This is a genomic window from Cupriavidus sp. 05T313 (assembly GCF_056396665.1).
Map to the genome: position 1 here is coordinate 1 of NZ_JBFTLX010000149.1, position 23,210 is coordinate 23,210.

Sequence of the window (23,210 nt, forward strand, 5' to 3'; positions counted from 1 at the left end):
CCCTGATGGATTCCACCCCGACCATCGCCAAGTGCATCCAGCTAGCCAGCCGCGACCTTGGCCTGCCGGTACCCGACGACAGCGCGGCCAGCCATGTGATCGGGCTGGGGCTCAAGGATGCGCTGTCCTATGCGGTGCCCACGCTCGATCCCGCTGACTATCCCAAGCTGGCAGAGCGCTATCGCTTCCACTTCCTGACCCGCGACGCGGAACTGGTGCTGTTCGATGGGGTTCGCGAGATGCTGGAGGCATTGCACGCAGAGCACTATTTTCTTGGCGTGGCAACGGGCAAGACCCGCGTTGGCCTGCAGCGCGCCCTGGAGGCTACCGGCCTGGTCCGTCTGTTCGACGGTACGCGCTGCGCGGACGAAACCTTTTCCAAGCCTCACCCGGCCATGCTGCAAGAGCTGGCCAGGGAACTGGGGCAGGATATGGAGCGCACGGTCATGATTGGTGATACTACCCATGACCTGCAGATGGCGGCCAATGCCGGCGCGGCAGGGATCGGTGTCGGCTATGGTGCCCACCCGGCGGACGCCTTGCGTGCAATGGCGCCGCTGCATTGCGCATCCTCGATCGCCGATCTGCAAGACTGGCTGTTGACACATGCCTGACGCGGCGGTTGCCGGCATGTCCGGGCAGCGCCGCTTATGCGCAACTGAAGACCTGGCTGAAGGCGGCGCCGGGGTGCGCTTCATGGTCGAAATGGGTGGCCGTCCTGTTGGCGCGTTTGTCGTGCGCTTCGGGGGCGGTGTCCATGGCTACCTGAACCAGTGCGCCCACGTGCCGATGGAGCTCGATTGGCAGGAGGGRCAGTTTTTCGAKTSCKCGGGCCTATACTTGATGTGCGCGACACATGGCGCGRTTTATGCGCCGGACAGTGGCTTGTGCCTGGGTGGGCCTTGCCGGGGCGCTTCGTTGTCGAAGCTGCGCGTCGAGGAACATGACGGCAATGTGTACTGGTTCCCGGAAAGCCCATACGAAGTCCCCGCTGGCTAGCCGGCAAGCAGACGCCGACCTATTCCTAATCAAGAGCCAACTGCATGACTGAACAGCAAAAACCGCCTCAGGACGAGTCTGGCAAGACGCCGGATCCGGCTGCTCCTACCAGCGCCGGGGCGGAGGATCGGCTGGAGACCGCTTCCCAGGCTGATTTTCCGTTGGAGCAAGACTTGCGCGCCGGGGATGCGGCCACACAAAAAGAAGCCAGCCAGCGCAAGGAGCGCCTGGCCGGCCGCGAAGTCGGGCCAGTCCCGACTGGCACGGGCTGGGAGCGGGATGTGCTGGAAAAGGTGCTGATGGCGACCTTGCGCGAGCAGCGTGCCGCGCGTCGGTGGCGGATCTTTTTCCGTTTTGTCGGGTTAGCCCTGCTGGCGCTGCTCTTCTTCACCATTTTCGACTTCAAGGGCGACGGCGGCATCGCCACTAGTGGCCGCCATACGGCAATGGTGTCGCTCGACGGCGAGATCGCCGCCGGTACGCCAGCCAGCGCTGAATCGATCAACGCCGCCTTGCAGGCTGCATTCGCCGACACCAATGCCGCGGGCATCATCCTGAAGATCAATTCTCCGGGCGGCTCACCGGTACAGGCCGGCATGATCAACGATGAAATCCGCCGCCTGCGGACCCTCTATCCGTCCAAGCCGTTTTACGTAGTGGTGGAGGAAATCTGYGCCTCGGGCGGTTACTACGTGGCGGCGGCGGCGGACAAGATTTATGTCGACAAGGCCAGCATCGTGGGTTCGATCGGCGTGCTGATGGATGGTTTCGGCTTCACCGGCCTGATGGACAAGCTTGGCGTGGAACGCCGGCTTTACACCTCCGGCGCCAACAAGGGCATGCTCGATCCCTTCTCGCCGCAAGTGCCGAGGCAGAAACAATTTGCCGAGACCATGCTCAAGCAGATCCATCAGCAGTTCATCGATGTGGTCAAGGAAGGTCGTGGCGATCGCCTGAAGGAGGACCCGGATCTTTTCTCCGGCTTGTTCTGGTCCGGCGAGCGCAGTGTCGAGTTGGGCCTGGCCGACGGGCTGGGCAACGCCGACTACGTGGCGCGGGATCTGTTCAAGGCCGAGGACATTGTGGACTACACCGTCAAGGAGAACATCGCGGAGCGGGTAGCCAAGCGCTTCGGCGCGGCGATGGGTACGGCGGCGATGAAGACCATGTTGTTTGGCTCGCACGTGCAAGCCATTCGCTAATCGGACCTACCGCAAGAAATGTGGGGCGCTTGCGCCCCACATTTCGTTTCTCCGCCTTGTCTTCAGGCCGCCAGCAGCGAGAAGATGGCCGGCCGTCTGTTCAGTTCCAGCCGCTCAGGACGCCAATCGGAAATCGGCAGGGTTACGATCGTTTCGCTCGGCAAGGTCAGGTCCACCGCGATCGACAGCAGGCTGGTGCCGGCGCAATGCTGGCGCATGGCTTCAAGCAGGGGGCCATTGCGGTAGGGTGTCTCGATCCAGACCTGGGTCTGGTGTGCCTTGCGTGAAAGCTGCTCCAGTTCGCGCAGCCGCCTGGCGCGTTCGCCAGCGTCCACCGGCAGGTAGCCGTTGAAGGCAAAGCTCTGGCCGTTCAGGCCGGACGCCATCACGGCCAGCAGGATCGAGCTCGGCCCAACCAGCGGCCGTACGCGCACACCTTTGGCATGGGCCAGCCGCACCAGGTTGGCGCCGGGATCGGCCACCGCCGGCACGCCGGCTTCGGATAGCAGGCCACCGTCGCGGCCCGCGCGGATCGGGGCCAGCAGGTCGGCCAGGGCGCCGTCGCGCGTGTTGACGTTGAGTTCGCGAATCTCGATCTGCTGGATCGGCCTGGCCAGCGGGCAGGTCTCGCCCAGCTTCTTCAGAAAAGCGCGAGCTGTCTTGGCGTTTTCCGCCACCAGGTAATCCAGCCCCGCGGCGATTTGCTGAACGCCCGCCGGAATCACGTCCGGCAGGGGATCCGTCTCGTCGCGCTTTCCCAGGGTGTTGGGGATCAAATATAGGATGCCGCTCATGCTTGGGTTCTCGTGTTTCGTCTGTGTTGTCGGCGCGCGCCGGCTGAGAGCTTAGTCCAGGAAAAAGGGGTAGCCGGCCTGGCGCAGCATGGTCGTCAGTGCAATTAGCGGCAAGCCTACCAGCGCGGTGGGATCGTCCGATTCCATGTGCGAGAGCAGGGCGATGCCCAGGCCTTCGGATTTTGCGCTGCCCGCCACGTCGTAGGGGCGCTCGATGCGTAGGTAGGCGTCCAGTTCGTGGTCGGGAAGCTCACGGAAGGTGGCGCGGGTCTGGACATCCGCTAGCTGGGCTTCACCGTTGCGGCCGTCAAGCAGGCACAGTGCGGAATGGAAAGTGACGGTACGGCCTCGCATCAACTGCAATTGTGCCAGTGCCTGCGCGTGCGAACCGGGTTTGCCGATTTGCCTGCCATCCAGCGTGGCCACTTGATCGGAGCCAATGACCAGCGCGCCTGGATGCCGTTCGGCAATGGCCTGGGCCTTGCCGCGAGAGAGCCGCAGGGCCGTGGCTTCCGGGCTTTCGCCGGTCAGCGGGCTTTCGTCGATGTCCGGCGTCGCTACCTCGAAAGGGATGCGCAGGCGCTGCAGCAATTCGCGGCGATACGGCGAACTGGAGCCTAGGATCAGGGTGGGGCGGGAGGATTGCGACATAAGTAGTTGAGCGAAAAGGGAAAGCGGCGTATGGCCGTCTTCCAAAATTTTGACCGCGGCAGAAAAATCGACGTATAATCTCGCGTTTAGCCAAGCAAGTCCGGCGCAAATCCGTGTGTATACCGGTTTTGTGCGGCGCCCGGGTCACGTTTCGATGGTGTATGCGTCGAAACAGCGGTCGAAACCGCGATGCCCGGGATGCCCCGGCAAGACGGCACGATAAGACATGACCCAGCCGATTGACCCGCGCGCGCTCGATCTCTTCGCATTTTGCCGCGCTGGTGGCGAAGCCACCGGCGAAGTCGCGGCGCGCGATTTGCCGCGCATCATAGCCGAGACCGCCGCGCATGCGCCAGTGTCGGCGCCGGACGAGGTCTTCAGCTACTCGCTCACCGGCTTTGTCGAGGAAGAAGCGAGCGAACCCGGTACGCCGGCAACGCAGCACCTTTACGTCGACCTGACCGTGAATGGCCAGGTGTGGCTGGATTGTCAGCGTTGCCTGGGGATCTATGCTCAGGCGATCGCCACGGACATGTGCTTCGAGGTGGTCGCCAGCGAGGAAGAGGCCGACGCGGCACCCATGGACGACGACGAGATTGATGTGATCGTCGGTTCCCGGCGCTTCGACCTGCTGACGCTGATTGAAGATGAAGTGCTGCTGGCCTTGCCGGTAGCTCCCAAGCATGACGTTTGCCCCACGGTTCACGAAAGCCTTGTGACCGGGGTGGACGGACAGGCGGAACCTGAAGCCGAGGTCCCGCTGGAAGAAGAAAAACGGCCTTCGCCCTTTGCGGCGCTGGCCGGCCTGAAAACGAAGCACTGAAGCCGGTTCGCCGGCATCGGGCAGCGAGTTCAAGGCACCAGGATCAGCATCCGGCCGGGCCCGGCTACGCCTCGTGCGGGATGCGTGTGTTACCATTGAAAAATTCTCGAAGGAGTCATCATGGCAGTTCAACAGAACAAGAAGTCGCCCTCCAAGCGCGGCATGCATCGCTCGCACGACCATCTGACGGCGGCAGCGCTGGCAGTGGAGCCGACCACGGGCGAGACCCACCTGCGTCACCACGTGAGCCCGAACGGCTACTATCGTGGCCGCAAGGTCATCAAGACCAAGAACGACTGACAGATCGTTCGGCGTGACTTTGCGTCTCGTACGCGCACGTTGGTAGGTCAAAAACAAAAAAGCGGCAAAATCGTTGCCGCTTTTTTGTTGCGCGCTCGCAGCGCAAGCCGTAGCGCAGGCTTCCACCAGGCCGACTTGCGCCGCTTGCTCAAGCCGAGTGCCTGGCCGAGGCCATGTACGGCGGCCGGAGGGGCGTCAGATCTCGCCCGCCGTCGAGCGCTCCGGGAGGCGGTCGGGTTGCCGCCGGCCGGTCAGGGCGATGCCTCCGGCCAGGGAGCCAGGTCTTAACGTCACGCCGACAAGCGCTTCTGCACCAGGAAACAATGACGATCAAACTAGCTATCGACTGCATGGGTGGCGATCACGGTGTCTCTGTGACGGTACCAGCGGCGATCAGTTTTCTCTCCAGCCATAGCGACGCCGAAGTGGTGCTGGTCGGCTTGCGGGAAAGCATCGAGYCTCAGCTAAAGAAGTTGCACGCGCTTGATCACCCCCGTGTGCGCATCGTRACCGCGACTGAGGTCATCACCATGGATGACCCGGTCGAGGTGGCGCTGCGCAGGAAGAAAGACTCTTCCATGCGCGTGGCCGTGACCCAGGTGAAAGAGGGCCTGGCGGGCGCCTGCATCTCGGCGGGCAATACCGGAGCGCTGATGGCGGTGTCGCGCTATGTGCTCAAGACGCTCGAGGGCATCGAGCGTCCGGCGATTGCCACCACCATTCCCAATGAGCAGGGCTGGGGCACCACGGTGCTCGAYCTSGGYGCCAACGCCGAYTGCGAGCCSGRGCACCTGCTSCARTTCGCSCGCATGGCRGAGGCCATGGTKKCCGTGGTGGATCATAAGGAACGTCCCAGCGTCGGCCTGCTGAACATTGGCGAGGAAGTGATCAAGGGCAACGATGTGGTGAAGCGTGCCGGCGAACTGCTGCGCGCTTCGGAACTCAACTTCTACGGCAACGTGGAAGGCAACGACATCTTCAAGGGCACCACCGATATCGTCGTGTGCGATGGCTTCGTCGRCAACGTCGCGCTGAAGAGCAGCGAAGGGCTGGCCAAGATGATCGCCAACATGATCAAGGAAGAATTCACGCGTTCGTGGTTCACCAAGCTGCTGGCGGTCCTGGCTTTGCCGGTGCTCAAGCGGTTGTCCCGGCGCCTGGACCCGGCGCGCTACAACGGCGCTTCCCTGCTCGGTCTGCGCGGGCTGGTCATCAAAAGTCATGGTTCCGCCGACGCGCACGCTTTTGAGTGGGCTATCAAACGCGGGTATGATGCGGCCAGGAATGGTGTGATCGAACGCACCATTCAGGCTTTCGCCAACAAGTCAGGTAACAGCACTCCGGCTACCGGCCCGCAGTCAGGCGCCGAGGATTCCAGTCCAAGCCCGCACGCCGCCTGAGGTCTTGATGTAGATGCCGCGGGCGACGACCCGCGGCCAGACGATCGATCCGACATTACATGACAAGCTACGCAAAAATCATCGGGACCGGGAGCTATTTGCCTCCGCGGCGCGTCACTAACCAAGATATCGCGGCGCAACTGGCTGAGAAGGGCATCGAGACCAGCGACGAATGGATCTTTTCGCGCAGTGGCATCTCGGCCCGCCATTGGGCCGAGCCGGATGTCACCAGCAGCGACCTCRCCGTCAAGGCGGCGGAGCGTGCGCTGGAAGCTGCCGGCATCGATCGCCAGAGCATCGACCTGATCATCGTTGCCACTTCCACACCCGATTTCGTCTTCCCCAGCACCGCCTGCCTGGTGCAGCAGAAGCTTGGCATCACCAACAACTGCGCGGCGTTCGACCTGCAGGCGGTGTGCTCCGGTTTTGTCTATGCGCTGGCCACCGCCGAAAAATTCATCCGTAGCGGTTCGCACCGCAATGCGCTGGTGATTGGCTCGGAAGTGTTCTCGCGCATTCTAGACTTTAACGACCGCACCACCTGCGTGCTGTTCGGCGACGGCGCCGGCGCGGTSGTGCTGTCGGCTTCCGAGGAGCCCGGCATCCTGTCTTCGGCAATGCACTCCGACGGTAGCCACGTGGACATCCTCTGCGTGCCGGGCAATGTCTCGGGCGGCAATATCACCGGCAACCCGTTCCTGCATATGGACGGCCAGGCAGTGTTCAAGCTCGCGGTCACGGTGCTCGACAAGGTGGCGCGCGAAGCGCTCGCCGGCGCGCAGTTCCCGCCCGAAAAAGTAGACTGGCTGATCCCGCACCAGGCCAATATCCGCATCATGCAAAGCACCGCCAGGAAGCTTGGCCTGCCGGCCGAGCGCATGGTGGCGACGGTGCACGAGCACGGCAATACGTCGGCCGCCTCGATCCCCCTGGCACTCGATGTGGCGGTGCGCGATGGCCGCATCGGCGCGGGACACCACGTGCTGATGGAAGGCGTGGGCGGGGGCTTCACCTGGGGCGCGGTACTGCTGCGCATGTAAAATCCGGGCCGGCGCCGCGATGTTGTTTCGTCGCGCCGGTCCTGCGGTATCCATCTTTACGATTCGATTGCGATGAAATTCTCCTTTGTATTCCCAGGGCAGGGCTCGCAGGCAGTCGGGATGCTCAATGCATTCGCCGACAATGCGGTAGTCCGAGCCACTCTGGACGAGGCGTCCGCGGCACTCGGCCAGGACCTGGGCCACCTGATCGCCGAGGGCCCGGCCGAGGAACTTAACCTCACGACCAACACGCAGCCGGTCATGTTGACCGCCGCGGTGGCCATTTACCGTGCCTGGCTCGACGCTGGCGGTGCAGCGCCTGCCCTGGTCGCCGGCCATAGCCTGGGTGAATACTCCGCACTGGTGGCTGCCGGGGTGATTTCCTTTGCCGATGCGGTGCCGTTGGTGCGTTTTCGCGCGCAGGCCATGCAAGAAGCCGTGCCGGTGGGCGAGGGCGGCATGGCAGCCATCCTTGGTCTGTCCGACGACGACGTGCGCGCGGCCTGCGCCGAGGCGTCGGCTGCAGGAGCCGGCGTGGTCGAGGCGGTGAACTTCAACGCGCCTTCGCAGGTGGTGATCGCCGGCAACAAGGCCGCTGTGGAAAAGGCCTGTGAAATGGCCAAGGCGCGCGGCGCCAAGCGTGCGCTGCCGCTGCCGGTTTCGGCGCCGTTCCATTCTTCGCTGCTCAAGCCTGCTTCGGACCGCCTGCGTGAGCGCATGGCGGGCATGACGTTCGCCGCACCGTCCATTCCGCTGGTCAACAACGTTGACGTGGCCATCGTCAATGATCCGGAAGCCATCAAGGACGCGCTGGTTCGCCAGGCGGCAGCTCCGGTGCGCTGGGTCGAATGCGTGCAGAAGATTGCAGCCGAGGGCGTGACCCACGTGATCGAGTGCGGTCCGGGCAAAGTGCTGGCGGGCATGACCAAGCGCATCGACGGCAACCTGGTGGGCGGGGCGATCTTCGATCCGGCCTCCCTGCAGGACACGCTGGCGCTGCTGAAGTAAATAAGGACCAAGGCAATGACGAAATTTCTGGAAAACCAGGTCGCGCTGGTGACCGGCGCATCGCGCGGAATCGGCCGCGCCATCGCGCTGGAGCTGGCCGCCCAGGGCGCCACGGTGGTCGGTACCGCCACCAGCGAGGCGGGGGCCGCCGCGATCAGCGAATACCTGGCGGCAGCCGGCGGCAAGGGCCGCGGAGCCGTGCTCAACGTCAATGATGCGGCGGCTTCCGAAGCGCTGATCGACGAACTCGTCAAGACGCATGGCAGCCTCGGTATTCTGGTGAACAACGCCGGTATTACCCAGGACCAACTCGCCATGCGCATGAAAGACGACGACTGGAGCGCGGTTGTCGAGACCAACATGACGGCGGTGTTCCGCTTGTCGCGCGCCGTGCTGCGCCCGATGATGAAGGCGCGCGGCGGCCGTATCATCAATATCACCTCGGTGGTCGGCTCGACGGGCAACCCCGGGCAAATGAACTATGCGGCCGCCAAGGCCGGCGTCGAAGGCATGAGCCGCGCACTGGCGCGCGAAATCGGCAGCCGGAACGTGACTGTGAACTGCGTGGCGCCTGGCTTTATCGACACCGACATGACCAAGGTCCTGTCGGATGAGCAGCATGCGGCACTGAAGACCCAGATTCCCCTGGGCCGTCTCGGGCAGCCGGAAGATATCGCGCATGCGGTCGCCTTCCTGGCGGGCCCTCAAGCGGCCTACATTACAGGTACGACGCTCCATGTGAATGGTGGCATGTACATGAATTGATCGCCTTGCGTGGTGTCGGGTTCGAAGGAGAAGCCGACAAAAGCCGCGCGAAGTGGTTATTTTTAAAACTGATCGGGCGCTGTTCTTGCAATAGACGGCAGGGGGCATTTTTGTGGCCCAAACCTGCTAAAATGCGCCCACTTTTTGTCGAACTTCCCTGGAGGGTTACATGGACAATATCGAACAACGCGTCAAGAAAATCGTGGCAGAACAACTCGGCGTCGCCGAGGCAGACATCAAGAACGAATCCTCGTTCGTGAACGACCTGGGCGCGGATTCGCTCGACACGGTTGAACTCGTGATGGCGTTGGAAGATGAATTCGGCATGGAAATTCCCGATGAGGAAGCCGAAAAGATCACGACCGTGCAACAGGCAATCGATTACGCCACCGCACACGTCAAGGCCTGAGCCTGTCGTATCTGAATTCCGAGCCACAGAAGGCAGGCGCGAGGCCCATGGGCTCACCGCGCTGTTTTCTGTGGCTTTCGTYTGTTCGAAGAAGCACAATTGGTACGGCTACGCCGGCATCGGCGTAGCCCGGCGCCGGCCGTTGGCCAGTTCCGATTCATTTTCCAGTTCTGCTTCACGTACCCGTAGGAAATCATAGTGAGCCGTCGTCGCGTCGTCGTCACTGGGCTTGGCCTTGTGTCTCCGGTCGGAAACACGGTTGCCGAAGGCTGGGCCAACCTGGTTGCCGGCAAGTCTGGCATCGCCACCGTTACCAAATTCGATCATTCCGCGCTTGCCGTGCATTTTGCCGGCGAAGTGAAGGGCTTCAATGCCGAGGATTACATCCCGGCCAAGGAAGCCCGCCATATGGATACGTTCATCCACTATGGCATCGCAGCGGGCTCGCAGGCGCTGAAGGATAGCGGCTACGAAGTGACCGAAGCCAATGCAGAGCGCATCGGCGTGCTCGTTGGCTCGGGCATCGGCGGCCTGCCGATGATCGAGGACACCCACGCCGAGCTGACCAATCGTGGTCCGCGCCGGATCTCCCCGTTCTTCGTGCCAGGCTCGATCATCAACATGATCTCGGGCCACCTGTCCATCATCCATGGACTCAAGGGCCCCAACCTGGCCGCGGTAACGGCTTGCACCACCGGCCTGCACAGCATCGGCCTGGCGGCCCGGCTGATCCAGGCGGGCGATGCGGACGTCATGCTGGCCGGCGGCGCGGAATCCACGGTGTCGCCGCTCGGCATCGGCGGTTTCGCCGCGGCACGCGCGCTGTCGACCCGCAACGACGACCCCGCTGCCGCGTCCCGCCCGTGGGACAAGGAYCGCGAYGGYTTCGTGCTGGGCGAGGGTGCCGGYGTGRTSATGCTCGARGAGTAYGAGTCGGCCAAGGCACGTGGCGCCARGATCTATGCSGAGCTGATTGGCTTCGGCATGAGTGGCGACGCTTACCACATGACGGCACCCAATATGGATGGCCCGCGCCGCTGCATGGTCAACGCCCTCAAGGACGCTGGCGTCAATGCGGACGAAGTCGGTTATCTGAATGCGCACGGTACCTCGACTCCGTTGGGCGACAAGAACGAGAGCGAAGCCATCAAGCTTGCCCTTGGCGATCACGCTTACAAGGTGGCGGTCAATTCAACGAAGTCGATGACCGGCCACCTGTTGGGCGGCGCCGGCGGCCTCGAGTCGGTGTTCACCGTACTGGCGCTGCACCACCAGGTGTCGCCGCCGACCATCAATATCTTCAACCAGGATCCCGAGTGCGACCTGGATTACGTGGCTAACACGGCACGCGACCTGAAGATCGATGTGGCGGTGAAGAATAACTTCGGCTTCGGCGGCACCAACGGCACGCTTGTCTTCCGGCGCGCCTGAACCCGGCGTGCGCCGGGTGGCGACACCATGGAGTTCAGTCAAGGCCCATCCTTTGCGGTGGGTTTTGGCGCTGTTTCTTGCCTGCGAGCTCGCAACGTTCGCGTTGCTTGCCCGGCAAGGGATGCACGAACTGGGGCGGTCTGCGCAAGGCTGGAGTTTGCCGCAATGGCTGGCGCTGCTCGGCATCGCTGCGTTGTGCGGTTGGCTCACATGGCACTGGCACGCACTTTGGTGCGGCGCCGCGTGTACCTACGACGGCCTGGCGCAAGGACGGGATCGCACGGGCCGGCCAGGCATCCTTGTTGGCTTGCCGGATGGCCGCCGCGCGGTGGCGCGTGTCGAGTCCAGTTGGGAATTGGGCGAGTTGGCCCTGGTGCTCGCCCTGGAACCGGTGACCGGACATCCCCCTCGGGTGCTGGTGGTCAGCCGTGTGCTCGTGGACACCGGCGCCTTGCGGGCGCTCAGACGTACTCTCCGCGTTGCGCAGCGTGACTGCCAGGCGACAGGCGAGGCCAGTTGATGCGCGGCTGTTTCGAGCATCCATCACAATATGCGTTGCACCGCACTGACCGTGCGCCGAGCTACGTAGGTAAAATACAACGTTTGTCGTGAAGACGATACCAAGAGATACACTGCAGGTGAAATATTCGTGAGCGAACGCGAAGCCGATCAGCTCCTCGTTGAGCGCGTCCAGCAAGGCGATAAGCGGGCCTTTGAATTGTTGGTGGTGAAATACCACCGCAAGATCATCAGGCTCATTTCGCGTTTGGTGCGGGATTCGGCCGAAGTGGAGGATGTGGCACAGGACGCCTTTATCAAGGCGTATCGTGCCTTGCCCCAGTTTCGCGGCGAGTCGGCGTTCTACACCTGGTTGTACCGGATTGCGGTGAACACCGCGAAGAACTATCTGGCGACCCAGGGGCGCCGGCCGGAGGCCTCCAGTGATATCGATGCCGAAGAGGCTGAAACTTTTGCGGACGGTGAGCAACTAAGAGATATCAATACGCCGGAGTCGATGCTCCATACCCGCCAGGTGGCCGAGACGGTCAACCGCGCGATGGAAGCACTGCCCGAGGAATTGCGCACCGCCATCACCCTTCGCGAGATCGAAGGCCTCAGCTACGAGGAGATCGCGGAAGCCATGGGGTGCCCGATCGGCACCGTCCGGTCGCGCATCTTCCGGGCGCGCGAGGCGATTGCCGAGAAATTGCGTCCGCTGCTGGGAACGGCAGAGGGCAAACGATGGTAGTAGTCAGCCGTCGTCAGTGGTAAAGAAAATGTCGTGCGGCCAGCGTTGCAGCCTATTCCTGCATCGATAAACGACAAGGCAGTGGACGGGATTGTCGGTGTTCAATGGTTTTTCTAGGGGTGGGAAATGGGTCAGGCTCACAAGCAGTCGGTTCATGTAGTGGAAGCGGCGGAGCAGATTTCCGTGCTGATGGATGGCGAGCTGGCGCCGCACGAAGTAAGCGCTGTGTTGGATCTCGCGAAGAGCGGGGCGGGCATGGCGAGCTGGACCTCCTATCAACTGATTGGCGATGCCCTGCGTTCGGAAGAACTGACGCATGCCGGCTCGACCGATGATTTTCTCTCCCGGTTTTCCGCCCGTCTCGACAGCGAACCGCATGTGCTGGTGCCCGCGGTCGCGAAGGCGTCGGGAGCACATCGCATGCTCTTCAAGCCGTCGTGGGTGCGCCGCGTGATGCCGGGTACGGCCATCGCTGCCGCGGTGGCGGCCGTCAGCTGGGTGGTGGTGCCGCAGATGCGCGGTTCCGCCGACCTCGGTACGCCGGATGCCGTGGTGGCACGCGTAGAGCAACCCGCCGTGCCCAAGGCCGGCGGCATCGTGACCGTGTCCGCGGACAGCGCGCAAATGATCCGCGATCCGCGTCTGGACGAATATCTGCGTGCCCACCGCGTATCGGTTGCAACTGATGCGGTAGTGCCCACGATGCGCACCGTTGCCAACAGCGCAAACTTCTCTCAGGACAATTCGCAGGAATAATGCCGGACATGCATAAAGGATGGTCGCCCGCCAACGTAGCGGGCGCACACAGAATTAGGGCCCTTCGCAGGTCCTTTTTTCTGGCCTTGTGTCTGACTGCGGCTGCAGCAACTGCGCAGCCGCCGGACAATACGCTGGCCCGTCGCGACGCAACGGCCTGGCTCAACAAGATCCACCGCGCGGCACAGCGCGAGAATTATGTTGGCACGCTGATTTATCAGCGCGGCAGCGTGATGCATGCGTCGCGCATTCAGCACTATAGCGACCTCGTCAACAACGAGTACGAACGGCTTGAGACGCTCGACGGCAAGCCGCGCGAGGTGCTGCGCCAGAACGATATCGTGCACAGCCTGATTCCCGAGGCCAAACTGGTGGTGGTGGAAAAGCAGGAAGCCAAGGATCGTTTCCCGGCCCTCCTGGCCACCAACAAGAGCGATGTGCTGGATATCTACGATATGCGCAAGCTTCCCGGCGAGCGCGTGGCCGGCGTTGAGTGCGAAGTGTTCTCGCTAGAGCCGCATGACGCCGCGCGCTATGCCGTGCGTCTTTGGGCCGAGAAGAATTCCGGCCTGCTGATGCGCGCCCAGACCCTGGGCGAGGGCGGCAAGGTGCTGGAGCAGGTGGCTTTCTCGCAAGTCGAGATCGGAGTGCCTTCCGAAAAGCAGCGCATCCTCACTGCCATCAAGAATTCCGGCGCCTGGAACCACTATGAGGTGACCAACCAGCCTGCCAATATTGCCGACGAGGGCTGGAGCATCGGGATCCCGGTCAAAGGGTTCATGAAGATCCGCGAGGTTCGCCGGCCACTTGGGGAGCTGCGCGCACCACAGGCCAACCCGCGCGGGAACGTCTTCGAAGTGCTCCAGATCGTCTACAGCGATGGCTTGACCGGTTTGTCCGTATTTATCGAGCCGGTTTCCGAGCAGCGCGTGCGCCGCGAAGGCGTGGCTTCGCTCGGTGCTACCCAGGTCGTGGTGCGCCGTGTGGCCGATTTCTGGATCACCGTGGTGGGCGAAGTCCCGCCGGCCACAGTAAGGCTGTTTGCCTCGGCGGTAGAATACAAACCACCGAAGGGCCACTAAGCCGGATTGCTGCGTGGAGGGGCGGCGAGAACGCCGCCCTGCATCCGCCGCCAGTCCGCTGCGCACGCTGCCCAAGCTTTTTTCCTCGTTTCGCTGATCTCCCGGGAGTCGACGATGTCACCAAGATCTCCAGCCTTGGCTCGGACCGTGCTCATGGCTGCCATTCTCGCTTTTGCGCCATTTGTCGCCGAGCTGAGCCATGCACAGGCGGCCGCGCCGTCCTATAACCTGCCCGATTTCACCGATCTGGTGGAAAAAGCCGGCCCGGCCGTCGTGAATATCCGCACCACCGAGCGCGTTCGCGCGCGCGGTACTCCCGGCAGCGAAGACGACGAGATGGCAGAGTTCTTCCGCCGTTTCTTTGGTGTGCCCATGCCGGGCGCGCCCACGCCTCCGGGCACCCCGCGCCGCGGCCAGCCGCCGCAAGGGCCGCAGGGGCCGCAGGGCGAGGAGCAGAGCCGTGGCGTGGGGTCCGGTTTTGTCATCAGCCAGGATGGCTATGTGATGACAAATGCTCATGTTGTGGCGGATGCGGAAACCATCTATGTCACGCTGCCCGACAAGCGAGAGTTCAAGGCGAAGCTGATCGGCTCGGACAAGCGTACCGACGTAGCGTTGCTCAAGGTCGACGCGACCGGCTTGCCCAAGCTCACGCTCGGCGATTCGGACAAGGTCCGCGCCGGCGAATGGGTGCTGGCGATCGGCTCGCCATTTGGCCTCGACAACACCGTGACGGCCGGCATTGTGTCGGCCAAGGGGCGCGATACCGGAGACTACCTGCCGTTTATCCAGACCGATGTGGCGGTTAATCCAGGTAACTCGGGTGGCCCGCTGATCAACCTGCGCGGCGAGGTCATCGGCATCAATTCCCAGATCTATAGCCGCAGCGGGGGCTATATGGGCATCTCCTTCGCCATCCCGATCGACGAGGCCATGCGTGTCACCGAGCAGCTCAAGGCGACCGGCAAGGTGACGCGCGGGCGTATCGCGGTTGCGATCGGCGATGTCACCAAGGAAGTCGCCGACTCGCTCGGCCTGGGCCGAGCCCGGGGCGCGCTGGTGGGTAGCGTCGAACCCGGAGGCCCTGCCGAGAAGGCGGGGATCGAAGCCGGTGACATCATCCTCAAGTTCAACGGCCGTGACATCGAGAAGGCGTCCGACCTGCCGCGCATGGTCGGCGATATCAAGCCGGGCACGCGCGTACCGCTGCAGCTGTGGCGCAAGGGCGCGACGCGGGAAGTTTCGATCACCGTGGCCGAACTCGACGCCGATGCCAAGGTGCGCACCCGTGGCGGCAATACACCGCGCGACGACGGCGCCGCGCCGGCGGCCAAGCCCAATGCACTCGGCCTGATCGTCAACGAAATTCCCGATGCAAAGCTGAAGGAACTCAAGATCAAGTCGGGCGTGGAGGTCGAGCAGTCCGACGGGCCGGCGATGCGTGCCGGCATTCGCCCGGGCGACATCATCCTGCGGCTGGGCGATAACGACGTGACCAGCCCGCGCCAGTTCAATGAACTGGTCAAGGGGCTGGACAAGGCGAAGATTGCCGCTGTGTTCGTCCGCCGCGGCGATGCCACCCAGGTGCTGACCTTGCGTCCGGGCGCAACGTCCTCGCGCTGATCGGCTCGCCATGGCCGATCTCACACTGTATGGCAGGGGGTATTGCCATCTGTGCGAAGACATGAAAATCGCGCTGGAACCGCTCCGGCGCGATTTTTCCTTTGTCCTGCACGAGGTGGACGTGGATACCGATCCCGCGACCGAAGCGCGCTTCGGCGAACTTGTGCCTGTGCTGATGGTTGGGGCCCCGGCTACCCCTGGCGAGGAACTGTGCCACTACTTTCTCGACGAAAGTCGGGTGAAAGCGTGGTTCGCCGCACATGCGGCCCCGCGAGTGGACGAACGGCCGGTCGAAGGCGCGCAAGTGCGCCCTGCGGGGCATGGCGTGGTGTGATGGCTTGATCCGCCGCCCATTTCGCAATACGGAAGTCCTTGAAAATACGGTAAAATTGCAGTTTGGCGCAAAGTCCGCGTCACCAACCTGCGACCGGAGCGGGGCCCGCCCGACAAGGCGCCAGTTCCAGGTCGTTCATAATTGCTGCGCCGCCAGGCGTGCCCATGCGGGCACCTCCTGGCCCGAACTGGCGCACCCCTGAACATCAGATGGACCATATCCGCAACTTCTCGATCATCGCCCACATCGACCACGGTAAATCGACCCTGGCCGACCGCATCATTCAACTCTGCGGAGGCCTGTCCGATCGCGAGATGGAGGCGCAGGTGCTCGACTCGATGGACATCGAGAAGGAGCGCGGCATCACCATCAAGGCCCAGACCGCGGCGCTCAGCTACAAGGCGCGCGACGGCAAGATCTACAACCTCAACCTGATCGACACGCCGGGGCACGTCGACTTCAGCTATGAAGTGAGCCGCTCTCTGTCCGCCTGCGAAGGCGCGCTGCTGGTGGTCGATGCTTCCCAGGGCGTGGAGGCGCAGACTGTCGCCAACTGCTACACCGCGATCGAACTCGGCGTGGAAGTGGTGCCGGTGCTCAACAAGATCGACCTGCCGTCGGCCGATCCGGAGAACGCGATCCGCGAGATCGAGGAAGTGATCGGGATCGACGCCCAGGATGCCACGCCGTGCTCGGCCAAGACCGGCCTGGGCGTGCAGGACGTGATCGAGGCGATGATCGCCCGCGTGCCGCCGCCCAAGGGCGACGCGGGCGCACCGTTGCAGGCCCTGATCATCGACTCGTGGTTCGACAACTACGTTGGCGTGGTGATGCTGGTGCGCGTGGTCAACGGCACCCTCAAGCCCAAGGACAAGGTACGTGTTCGCGGGCCTGTATCCGGTGGAATCCAACCAGTACGAAGCACTGCGCGAATCCCTGGAAAAGCTCAAGCTCAACGACGCATCGTTGCAGTACGAGCCTGAAGTGTCTCAGGCACTCGGCTTCGGCTTCCGCTGCGGCTTCCTGGGCCTGTTGCACATGGAAATCGTGCAGGAGCGCCTGGAACGCGAGTTCGACATGGACCTCATCACCACCGCGCCGACGGTGGTGTACCAGGTGCAGATGCGTGACGGCACCATGCTGACGGTGGAAAACCCCGCCAAGATGCCGGATCCGAGCCGTATCGAGAATATCCTAGAGCCCATCGTCACCGTCAACCTGTACATGCCGCAGGACTACGTYGGCTCCGTGATCACGCTSTGCACGCARAAGCGCGGCWCGCAGATCAACATGAGCTACCACGGCAAGCAGGTGCAGCTCACGTACGAGATTCCGATGGCGGAAATCGTCATGGATTTCTTCGACCGCCTGAAATCGGTGTCGCGCGGCTATGCCTCGATGGATTACGAGTTCAAGGAATATCGCGCCGCCGACGTGGTCAAGGTGGACATCCTGATCAACGGTGACAAGGTCGACGCGCTGTCGGTGATCGTTCACCGCAGCAATTCGCAGTACCGTGGCCGCGAAGTGGTATCGAAGATGCGCGAGATCATCCCGCGCCAGATGTATGACGTAGCCATCCAGGCCACGATCGGCGCCAACATCATCGCGCGCGAGAACGTCAAGGCGCTGCGCAAGAACGTGCTCGCCAAGTGCTACGGCGGCGATATCTCGCGCAAGAAGAAGCTGCTCGAGAAGCAAAAAGCGGGTAAGAAGCGCATGAAGCAGGTGGGTACGGTCGAGATCCCCCAGGAGGCTTTCCTGGCAATCCTGCAGGTAGGCGACAAGTAAGCTGGCGGAGGCCGGCTCTCGCCGGCTGGCGAAGCGGACTCTAACAAAACAACACGAAGATCTAGCCGTCATGAATTTTGCACTGATCCTTTTTGTGCTGGTGGTTATCACGGGCGTTGCCTGGGTGGCCGACAAACTGGTGTTCGAGAAGCAACGGCGGCTTTCCGCACAGTCCGCGCTGGCGGAGTTCGATGCGCGCCGTACCGATCTGCAGGGGCGCTATGGCGCTGGCGAGGTCGATACCTCGCGTAGCCGCCTGGCGGAGGAAAAGCTGCGCCAGCCATGGTGGCTGGAATATTCGGCAAGTTTCTTCCCGGTGATCCTGGCCGTGTTCGTGCTGCGCTCCTTCGTGGTCGAGCCGTTCAAGATCCCGTCTGGCTCGATGATCCCGACGCTGCTGATCGGCGACTTCATCCTGGTCAACAAGTACGACTACGGCATCCGCCTGCCGGTGGTGAACAAGAAGATCATCTCGGTCGGCGACCCCCAGCGCGGCGACGTGATGGTGTTCCGCTACCCGAAGGACCAGTCGCTCGATTACATCAAGCGTGTGATCGGAGTGCCGGGCGATGTGGTGAGCTACCAGAACAAGCGCCTGACCATCAACGGCAAGCCAGCGGAGTACAGCCCGCTGCCTGACTACCTGGACGAAGAACGGCTTTCGTATTCGAAGCACTTCCGCGAGAAGCTGCCCGACGGCCCGGAGCACGGTATCCTCAATGATGCCGACAGGCCAGCCTATATTTCCGGCATGGATCCSGATTTCCCGTTCCRCGARAACTGCACTTACAATCAGCARGGSSTRACGTGYAAAGTGCCGSAAGGSCACTATTTYGTSATGGGCGAYAACCGKGAYAACAGCCTGGATTCACGTTACTGGGGCTTCGTGCCCGATCAGAATATTGTCGGCAGGGCATTCCTGATCTGGATGAACCTCGGCAATATCGGACGCGTGGGGGCGTTCAAGTAAGCCTCCCGCGATGCGTATAAATCACTCCAGTCAAGCGAGGGAAAGCGCAACATGGGTCAATCGGGTCGAGTGGTTGGGGCAGTCAGGGGGCGGGCACGTTTGTCGGGACGCAGCAAGCCGCGTGGATTCTCCCTCGGCAGCTTGCTGATCGTCATACTGGTCGTGGGGGGTATCGTAATCCCGGCGGTCAGGGCGATCCCAAGCCTGCTGGAGTATTTCTCGGTCAAGCGCGCCATCAGTTATGCCAAGCAACAGGCATCCAGCAAGCGCGAAGTGGCCGATTATTTCAACAAGCAGGCGCAGATCGACCGTATCACCGCTGTGCGCAGCGACGATCTGGATATCAATGAAGATGACAATGGCGGGATCCGGTCGGTGGGGTTTTCCTACCGTAACGAAGTGCCGTTATACGGTCCTCTGAGCCTTTTGATTACCTATTCGGGAACGCAGTACTGACATGAACCTCGACGCCTTGCAGCAACGCCTCGGCTACCGCTTCAGCAAGCCAGAATTGCTGCAGCAGGCGCTGACGCACCGCAGCCACAGTGCCTTGCACAACGAACGCCTGGAATTCCTCGGCGATTCGGTGCTGAACTGTGCCGTGGCCGACATGCTGTACGGCATGTTCAGCAAGCTCGACGAAGGCGACCTGTCCCGCGTGCGCGCCAACCTGGTCAAGCAGCAGGCGCTGTATGAAATTGCGCAGATGCTGCAATTGTCCGAGGCGCTGCGCCTGGGCGAGGGGGAACTGAAGAGCGGCGGTTTCCGCCGCCCGTCGATCCTGGCCGATGCGCTGGAAGCGATCGTCGGCGCCGTCTTCCTCGATGCCGGCTTCGAGGGGGCGCGCACGCTGATCCGCAAGCTTTATATCCCCATCCTCGAGCAGGTCGATCCGCGCACGCTGGGCAAGGATGCCAAGACGCTGCTGCAGGAGTACCTGCAAGGCCACAAGATAGCCCTGCCGCAATATAACGTGATCGCCACACATGGCGCCGCGCATAACCAGCAGTTTGAAGTCGAGTGCACCGTGCCTAAACTGGAAGTGCGGGTGTTCGGTACCGGCGCGTCGCGCCGTGCCGCCGAACAGGCCGCCGCCAAGCTGGCGCTCGACGAGGTGCAGAAGCTCGTGCCCCAGTTGCTCAAGCGCAGCCGGGCCGAGCGCACCGGCAAGACGCGCAAGCAACCGGTGCCACCCGATCCCCAGTTGTCTCTCAGGTTGAAGGAATGACCGAATCTACCGATCCGCGGCAAGCCGCCGCGGGTACCCCATCCGCGGCGTTCCGCTGCGGCACCGTGGCCATTGTCGGGCGTCCCAACGTCGGCAAGTCCACCCTGATGAATGCGCTGGTTGGTCAGAAGATCAGCATCACCTCGCGCAAGGCACAGACCACGCGCCATCGCATTGTCGGCATTCAGACTACCGAGGATGCCCAGTATGTGTTCGTCGATACGCCGGGCTTCCAGACGCGCCATGCCAGCGCGCTGAACCGCTCGCTGAACCGCGCGGTCACCTCGACGCTGTCGTCGGTGGACCTGGTGCTGTTCGTCGTGGAAGCCGGCTACTACGGCGCCGACGACGAGAAGGTGCTTTCGCTGTTGCCGAAGAAGGTGCCGGTGCTGCTGGTCACCAACAAACTCGATCGCCTTGGCGCGGACCGGGCCGAGGTGATGATGCCCTTCCTGGAAAAGATGGGCCACCAGTTCCAATTCGCGGAAGTGGTGCCGATGTCGGCCAAGACGCAAGACCACATCGAGCGTCTGCTGGCGATCATCCGGCCGTACCTGCCGGAAGGCGAGCCGATGTATGACGCCGACTCCATGACCGATCGCAGCGAGCGCTTCATGGCCTCCGAGATCATCCGCGAGAAGGTGTTCCGCTGGACCGGCGATGAATTGCCGTACACCAGCACGGTCATCATCGAAAAGTTCGAGACGGAAGGCCGGCTGCGGCGCATCTTCGCCACCATCCTCGTCGAGCGCGACGGGCACAAGGCCATGATCATCGGCAACAAGGGTGCCAAGCTCAAGACCATTTCCACCGAAGCCCGCATCGACATGGAGAAGCTGTTCGACGGCAAGGTTTACCTGGAAATGTTTATCAAGGTAAAGAGCGGCTGGGCCGACAACGAAGCTGGATTGCGCGCCTACGGCTATGAGTGACAGAGCTGGCGGGCCTGCCTTGAAGGCCCGCCGCACAGACCCGGTGGTGGAAGAAGCGGCCGAACTGCTGGACAGCCATGCCGTGCCCGGCATGGAAGTGGCCGAGCAGCGCGCGATGATGGATCGCGCGCTGCGCATCGTGCCGGCGCGCACCGAACTGCGCGTGGCCAACCAGCCCGGCTTCGTGCTGCACGCCTGGCCCTACCGCGAGACCAGCCTGATCCTCGACGTGTTCACGCGCGATTACGGCCGCGTGGCCATGGTGGCCAAGGGCGCCAAGCGGCCGCATTCGGCGCTGCGCCCGGTGCTTCAGCATTTTCAGCCGATCTCGCTGTCCTGGAGCGGCCGTGGCGAAGTCAAGACACTGACGCGCGCGGAGTGGGTCGGCGGCATGCTGCCGCTGGCCAGCGACGCCTTGCTCTCGGGGTTCTATCTCAACGAACTGCTGCTGCGTTTCTGCGCCCGCGAAGATGCGCACGTTGCCCTGTTCCGCCAGTACATGGCCACGCTGACCCGGCTTTCGCATGGCGAGCAGGCCGGCCTGGTGCTGCGCGGCTTCGAGCGCGTGCTGCTGCAGGAAACCGGCTTTGCGGTGGCCTTCGATGAATGCGCCAATTCGGGCGAGACGGTCGAGCCGGGGCAGGACTATGTCTACCAGCCAGAGCGTGGCGTACGCCGCGCGCAGGCCAGCGATCCGTCCTCGTGGCCGGTGGTTTCCGGGCAGACGCTGCTCGACATGTCGCAGGACGACTATCGACGGACACAAACTGTCACGCAAAGTCGTGCGCTGATGCGCTTCCTGCTGCATTATTATCTGCAAGGCGCGCCGTTGAAGACGCGCCAGATCCTGATCGATTTGCACTATCTCTGAGAATATCTCCGAGCCTTTCGAGCCCTCCCGCATGATTTTCCACGCGCATCCCGGCGTCATCGACCTTGGCGTCAATATCGACCACGTGGCCACGCTGCGCAATGCGCGCGGCACGGTCTATCCCGATCCGATCCAGGCAGCACTGCAGGCCGAGCAGGCCGGCGCCGACCTGATYACSCTGCACTTGCGCGARGAYCGCCGCCATATCCGCGACGCSGACGTGCATGCGCTGCGGCCGCTGCTGGCCACGCGCATGAACCTGGAGTGCGCGATCACCCAGGAAATGCTCGACATCGCCTGCACGATCCGTCCGCAGGATGTCTGCCTGGTGCCCGAGCGGCGCGAGGAAGTCACCACCGAGGGCGGGTTGGACGTAGCCGGGCGTTTCGAGCAGGTCAAGGCTGCCTGCCGCCAGCTTGCCGATGCGGGCATCCGCGTTTCGCTCTTCATCGATGCGCAGGCTGACCAGATCGAAGCGGCCGCCGCGTGTGGCGCGCCGGTGGTGGAACTGCACACCGGCCGCTATGCCGACGCGCATTCCGCCGGGGAGCAGGCCGCCGAGTTTCGCCGCGTCGCCGAAGGCGTCGACGCGGGCGTGCGGCTCGGGCTGGTGGTCAATGCCGGGCACGGCCTGCACTACACGAATGTGCAGCCGGTCGCGGCACTGCACGGCATCAAGGAGTTGAATATTGGCCACGCCATCGTTGCCCACGCGGTCTTTGTCGGCTGGCAGAATGCTGTGCGCGAGATGAAAGCCATCATGGTGGCGGCGCGCCTGGGCACCACCTATCCCCGTCCGGACGCCGCGGCGTGATCTACGGCCTCGGTACCGACATCATCCAGATCGACCGCGTGCAGGGCGTGATGGAGCGCACGCGCGGACGTTTTGCGGAAAAGGTGCTCGGGCCGCAGGAACTCCAGAAGTACCATGCACGCAAGGCGCGCTCCGAAAAGCGCGGGCTCGCGTTCCTGGCGACGCGCTTTGCCGCCAAGGAGGCCTTCTCCAAGGCCATCGGCCTGGGCATGCGCTGGCCGATGACCTGGCGTGCCATGGAACTGCTGAACCTGCCTTCCGGCGAGCCCTATGCGCATTGCCATGGCGAGCTCGACACCTGGTTGCGGGAACGCGGCCTCGTGGTCCGGGTCAGCGTCAGCGACGAACACGATTATGCGGTCGCCTTTGCGATCGCCGAGCCCGGCGGTGCCGACGTCCGCGCCGGCCTGCCGCTCGCCCCCAAGCCTAGCGAAGATTTCAAATGATCAAGAAGATTTCCGGCAGACGGCCGGGCCCGGTTGTACTCGATGTCAAAGGCAAGCACCTCGATGCGGACGATATCCGCCGCATTTCCCACCCGCTGACCGGTGGCGTGATCCTGTTTGCGCGCAACTTCGAGTCGCGCTCGCAATTGCAGGCGCTGACGCGCGAGATCCGTGGCGTGCGCGATGACGTGCTGATCTGCATCGATCATGAGGGCGGCCGGGTGCAGCGCTGCAGGACCGACGGCTTCACGCACCTCCCCGCAATGGCCCGGCTGGGCGCGCTGTGGGACCG

General features: G+C 63.1%; 27 protein-coding genes and 1 pseudogene. 26 read left to right on the forward strand and 2 right to left on the reverse strand.

Annotated elements, in window-relative coordinates:
• Positions 1-2: 2 nt before the first annotated feature.
• The 3 genes from AC1DKD_RS26860 to AC1DKD_RS26870 are packed head-to-tail and all read left to right on the forward strand — an operon-like array spanning position 3 to position 2,201.
• Complete coding sequence (locus AC1DKD_RS26860) at positions 3-614, forward strand: HAD-IA family hydrolase (protein WP_477143904.1); 612 nt, start codon at positions 3-5, stop codon at positions 612-614.
• Positions 607-999 carry a Rieske (2Fe-2S) protein gene (locus tag AC1DKD_RS26865; protein WP_477143905.1) on the forward strand — a complete coding sequence of 131 codons (393 nt, stop codon included), beginning with the start codon at positions 607-609 and terminating at the stop codon, positions 997-999. Before AC1DKD_RS26860 ends, AC1DKD_RS26865 begins: the two co-directional genes overlap by 8 nt.
• Positions 1,000-1,043: 44 nt before the next feature.
• A complete protein-coding gene (locus AC1DKD_RS26870; RefSeq protein ID WP_428178781.1) occupies positions 1,044-2,201 on the forward strand; it encodes a S49 family peptidase in 1,158 nt (385 codons plus the stop codon).
• Between the two features lie 62 nt (positions 2,202-2,263).
• On the opposite strand, the gene AC1DKD_RS26875 is transcribed toward AC1DKD_RS26870, so the two are convergent.
• Positions 2,264-2,995 (reverse strand): SAM-dependent methyltransferase, encoded by a 732-nt coding sequence (locus tag AC1DKD_RS26875; protein WP_477102357.1) that lies wholly within the window; start codon positions 2,993-2,995, stop codon positions 2,264-2,266.
• 51 nt (positions 2,996-3,046) lie between these two features.
• On the reverse strand, positions 3,047-3,646 hold the full coding sequence (locus AC1DKD_RS26880) for a Maf-like protein (protein ID WP_441629799.1): 600 nt from the start codon (positions 3,644-3,646) through the stop codon (positions 3,047-3,049).
• A gap of 226 nt (positions 3,647-3,872) precedes the next feature.
• Here AC1DKD_RS26880 and AC1DKD_RS26885 point away from each other — a divergent pair, with 226 nt between their 5' ends.
• From AC1DKD_RS26885 to AC1DKD_RS26995, 23 genes and pseudogenes are all read left to right on the forward strand, one after another.
• A complete protein-coding gene (locus AC1DKD_RS26885) occupies positions 3,873-4,469 on the forward strand; it encodes a YceD family protein (protein ID WP_441629801.1) in 597 nt (198 codons plus the stop codon).
• A 120-nt stretch (positions 4,470-4,589) separates the two neighbouring features.
• The gene (gene rpmF, locus AC1DKD_RS26890) at positions 4,590-4,769 is read left to right on the forward strand and encodes a 50S ribosomal protein L32 (protein WP_045235589.1); all 180 of its coding nucleotides are present in this window, start codon (positions 4,590-4,592) and stop codon (positions 4,767-4,769) included.
• A gap of 323 nt (positions 4,770-5,092) precedes the next feature.
• On the forward strand, positions 5,093-6,169 hold the full coding sequence (plsX, locus tag AC1DKD_RS26895) for a phosphate acyltransferase PlsX (RefSeq protein ID WP_477143906.1): 1,077 nt from the start codon (positions 5,093-5,095) through the stop codon (positions 6,167-6,169).
• A 59-nt stretch (positions 6,170-6,228) separates the two neighbouring features.
• Positions 6,229-7,209 carry a beta-ketoacyl-ACP synthase III gene (locus AC1DKD_RS26900; RefSeq protein ID WP_477143907.1) on the forward strand — a complete coding sequence of 327 codons (981 nt, stop codon included), beginning with the start codon at positions 6,229-6,231 and terminating at the stop codon, positions 7,207-7,209.
• Positions 7,210-7,281: 72 nt separating this feature from the next.
• On the forward strand, positions 7,282-8,217 hold the full coding sequence (fabD, locus tag AC1DKD_RS26905) for an ACP S-malonyltransferase (RefSeq protein ID WP_441629808.1): 936 nt from the start codon (positions 7,282-7,284) through the stop codon (positions 8,215-8,217).
• A gap of 15 nt (positions 8,218-8,232) precedes the next feature.
• A complete protein-coding gene (fabG, locus tag AC1DKD_RS26910; RefSeq protein WP_441629810.1) occupies positions 8,233-8,982 on the forward strand; it encodes a 3-oxoacyl-ACP reductase FabG in 750 nt (249 codons plus the stop codon).
• A gap of 169 nt (positions 8,983-9,151) precedes the next feature.
• On the forward strand, positions 9,152-9,391 hold the full coding sequence (gene acpP, locus AC1DKD_RS26915) for an acyl carrier protein (RefSeq protein ID WP_008644813.1): 240 nt from the start codon (positions 9,152-9,154) through the stop codon (positions 9,389-9,391).
• 198 nt (positions 9,392-9,589) lie between these two features.
• Positions 9,590-10,822 (forward strand): beta-ketoacyl-ACP synthase II, encoded by a 1,233-nt coding sequence (gene fabF, locus AC1DKD_RS26920; protein WP_477143908.1) that lies wholly within the window; start codon positions 9,590-9,592, stop codon positions 10,820-10,822.
• 64 nt (positions 10,823-10,886) lie between these two features.
• A complete protein-coding gene (locus tag AC1DKD_RS26925; protein WP_441629813.1) occupies positions 10,887-11,342 on the forward strand; it encodes a hypothetical protein in 456 nt (151 codons plus the stop codon).
• Positions 11,343-11,471: 129 nt separating this feature from the next.
• The gene (gene rpoE / locus AC1DKD_RS26930; RefSeq protein WP_045235582.1) at positions 11,472-12,071 is read left to right on the forward strand and encodes an RNA polymerase sigma factor RpoE; all 600 of its coding nucleotides are present in this window, start codon (positions 11,472-11,474) and stop codon (positions 12,069-12,071) included.
• A 126-nt stretch (positions 12,072-12,197) separates the two neighbouring features.
• Positions 12,198-12,827 carry a sigma-E factor negative regulatory protein gene (locus tag AC1DKD_RS26935; RefSeq protein WP_441629815.1) on the forward strand — a complete coding sequence of 210 codons (630 nt, stop codon included), beginning with the start codon at positions 12,198-12,200 and terminating at the stop codon, positions 12,825-12,827.
• Positions 12,828-12,835: 8 nt separating this feature from the next.
• Positions 12,836-13,909 carry a MucB/RseB C-terminal domain-containing protein gene (locus tag AC1DKD_RS26940; RefSeq protein WP_477102361.1) on the forward strand — a complete coding sequence of 358 codons (1,074 nt, stop codon included), beginning with the start codon at positions 12,836-12,838 and terminating at the stop codon, positions 13,907-13,909.
• Between the two features lie 153 nt (positions 13,910-14,062).
• Positions 14,063-15,532 carry a DegQ family serine endoprotease gene (locus AC1DKD_RS26945; RefSeq protein WP_441629819.1) on the forward strand — a complete coding sequence of 490 codons (1,470 nt, stop codon included), beginning with the start codon at positions 14,063-14,065 and terminating at the stop codon, positions 15,530-15,532.
• 10 nt (positions 15,533-15,542) lie between these two features.
• Positions 15,543-15,866, forward strand: a complete 324-nt coding sequence (locus tag AC1DKD_RS26950; protein ID WP_441629821.1) for a glutaredoxin family protein — start codon at positions 15,543-15,545, stop codon at positions 15,864-15,866.
• Positions 15,867-16,075: 209 nt separating this feature from the next.
• Positions 16,076-17,657, forward strand: a pseudogene (locus AC1DKD_RS26955) (elongation factor 4).
• Positions 17,658-17,727: 70 nt separating this feature from the next.
• The gene (gene lepB, locus AC1DKD_RS26960; protein ID WP_477143909.1) at positions 17,728-18,627 is read left to right on the forward strand and encodes a signal peptidase I; all 900 of its coding nucleotides are present in this window, start codon (positions 17,728-17,730) and stop codon (positions 18,625-18,627) included.
• Positions 18,628-18,768: 141 nt separating this feature from the next.
• Positions 18,769-19,083: a DUF4845 domain-containing protein gene (locus AC1DKD_RS26965; protein ID WP_477143910.1), complete on the forward strand. Its 315-nt coding sequence runs from the start codon at positions 18,769-18,771 to the stop codon at positions 19,081-19,083.
• Position 19,084: 1 nt separating this feature from the next.
• The gene (gene rnc, locus AC1DKD_RS26970; RefSeq protein WP_020205117.1) at positions 19,085-19,855 is read left to right on the forward strand and encodes a ribonuclease III; all 771 of its coding nucleotides are present in this window, start codon (positions 19,085-19,087) and stop codon (positions 19,853-19,855) included.
• A complete protein-coding gene (era, locus tag AC1DKD_RS26975) occupies positions 19,852-20,787 on the forward strand; it encodes a GTPase Era (protein WP_045235575.1) in 936 nt (311 codons plus the stop codon). The genes rnc and era overlap by 4 nt, the downstream gene beginning before the upstream one ends.
• Entirely contained in the window at positions 20,780-21,658 is an 879-nt protein-coding gene (gene recO / locus AC1DKD_RS26980) for a DNA repair protein RecO (RefSeq protein WP_441629828.1), read from the forward strand. The genes era and recO overlap by 8 nt, the downstream gene beginning before the upstream one ends.
• A gap of 31 nt (positions 21,659-21,689) precedes the next feature.
• On the forward strand, positions 21,690-22,472 hold the full coding sequence (gene pdxJ, locus AC1DKD_RS26985; RefSeq protein WP_441629830.1) for a pyridoxine 5'-phosphate synthase: 783 nt from the start codon (positions 21,690-21,692) through the stop codon (positions 22,470-22,472).
• Complete coding sequence (gene acpS / locus AC1DKD_RS26990) at positions 22,469-22,918, forward strand: holo-ACP synthase (RefSeq protein WP_441629832.1); 450 nt, start codon at positions 22,469-22,471, stop codon at positions 22,916-22,918. The genes pdxJ and acpS overlap by 4 nt, the downstream gene beginning before the upstream one ends.
• Positions 22,915-23,210 (forward strand): glycoside hydrolase family 3 N-terminal domain-containing protein (locus AC1DKD_RS26995; protein ID WP_477143911.1); only part of this gene is annotated, 296 nt, incomplete at its 3' end. The genes acpS and AC1DKD_RS26995, both read left to right, overlap by 4 nt.

Excerpts from the sequence above, each read along its gene's own strand:
- AC1DKD_RS26950 (WP_441629821.1), top strand. The coding sequence starts at position 15,543 with ATGGCCGATCTCACACTGTATGGCAGGGGGTATTGCCATCTGTGCGAA.
- AC1DKD_RS26875 (WP_477102357.1), bottom strand. The coding sequence starts at position 2,995 with ATGAGCGGCATCCTATATTTGATCCCCAACACCCTGGGAAAGCGCGAC.
- fabD (WP_441629808.1), top strand. The coding sequence starts at position 7,282 with ATGAAATTCTCCTTTGTATTCCCAGGGCAGGGCTCGCAGGCAGTCGGG.
- AC1DKD_RS26940 (WP_477102361.1), top strand. The coding sequence starts at position 12,836 with ATGCATAAAGGATGGTCGCCCGCCAACGTAGCGGGCGCACACAGAATT.
- rpmF (WP_045235589.1), top strand. The coding sequence starts at position 4,590 with ATGGCAGTTCAACAGAACAAGAAGTCGCCCTCCAAGCGCGGCATGCAT.
- AC1DKD_RS26880 (WP_441629799.1), bottom strand. The coding sequence starts at position 3,646 with ATGTCGCAATCCTCCCGCCCCACCCTGATCCTAGGCTCCAGTTCGCCG.
- rnc (WP_020205117.1), top strand. The coding sequence starts at position 19,085 with ATGAACCTCGACGCCTTGCAGCAACGCCTCGGCTACCGCTTCAGCAAG.
- fabG (WP_441629810.1), top strand. The coding sequence starts at position 8,233 with ATGACGAAATTTCTGGAAAACCAGGTCGCGCTGGTGACCGGCGCATCG.
- AC1DKD_RS26935 (WP_441629815.1), top strand. The coding sequence starts at position 12,198 with ATGGGTCAGGCTCACAAGCAGTCGGTTCATGTAGTGGAAGCGGCGGAG.
- recO (WP_441629828.1), top strand. The coding sequence starts at position 20,780 with ATGAGTGACAGAGCTGGCGGGCCTGCCTTGAAGGCCCGCCGCACAGAC.
- era (WP_045235575.1), top strand. The coding sequence starts at position 19,852 with ATGACCGAATCTACCGATCCGCGGCAAGCCGCCGCGGGTACCCCATCC.
- AC1DKD_RS26945 (WP_441629819.1), top strand. The coding sequence starts at position 14,063 with ATGGCTGCCATTCTCGCTTTTGCGCCATTTGTCGCCGAGCTGAGCCAT.
- acpP (WP_008644813.1), top strand. The coding sequence starts at position 9,152 with ATGGACAATATCGAACAACGCGTCAAGAAAATCGTGGCAGAACAACTC.
- AC1DKD_RS26885 (WP_441629801.1), top strand. The coding sequence starts at position 3,873 with ATGACCCAGCCGATTGACCCGCGCGCGCTCGATCTCTTCGCATTTTGC.